The organism is Clostridium coskatii (genome assembly GCF_001675205.1).
Classification (GTDB): Bacteria; Bacillota; Clostridia; order Clostridiales; family Clostridiaceae; genus Clostridium_B; species Clostridium_B ljungdahlii.
In genome coordinates this window covers 1-505 of the sequence record NZ_LROR01000042.1, presented here as the reverse complement: position 1 = coordinate 505, position 505 = coordinate 1, and the positions used below count along the sequence as shown (strand labels likewise).

Genomic DNA, 505 nt, shown 5'->3' with positions numbered 1-505 from the left:
CGAGACAGTGCTCAAATCATTACGCCATTCGTGCGGGTCGGAACTTACCCGACAAGGAATTTCGCTACCTTAGGACCGTTATAGTTACGGCCGCCGTTTACTGGGGCTTAAGTTCTGACCTTCGCTTGCGCTAAGTCTTCCCCTTAACCTTCCAGCACCGGGCAGGCGTCAGCTCCTATACTTCAGCTTTCGCTTTAGCAGAAACCTGTGTTTTTGATAAACAGTTGCTTGAGCCTTTTCTCTGCGGCCACTTCCGTGGCTCCCCTTCTCCCTAAGTTACGGGGTTAATTTGCCTAGTTCCTTAACAACAATTCTTCCGATGGTCTTAGGATTCTCTCCTCACCTACCTGTGTCGGTTTGCGGTACGGGCACATATTAGCTCCATAGAGACTTTTCTCGGCAGCGTGAAATCAGGTACTTCCCCTTGCGGGTTCCCCATAACACCTCATCATTGATATACCGGATTTTCCTGGTATACCTGACTCGATGCTTAGACATACATCCA

Annotated in this window: 1 rRNA gene; it reads right to left on the bottom strand. The window is 49.3% G+C overall.

The features are described 5' to 3' along the window. Positions 1-505: ribosomal RNA gene (locus CLCOS_RS09340) — 23S ribosomal RNA — on the bottom strand; the annotation flags it as partial.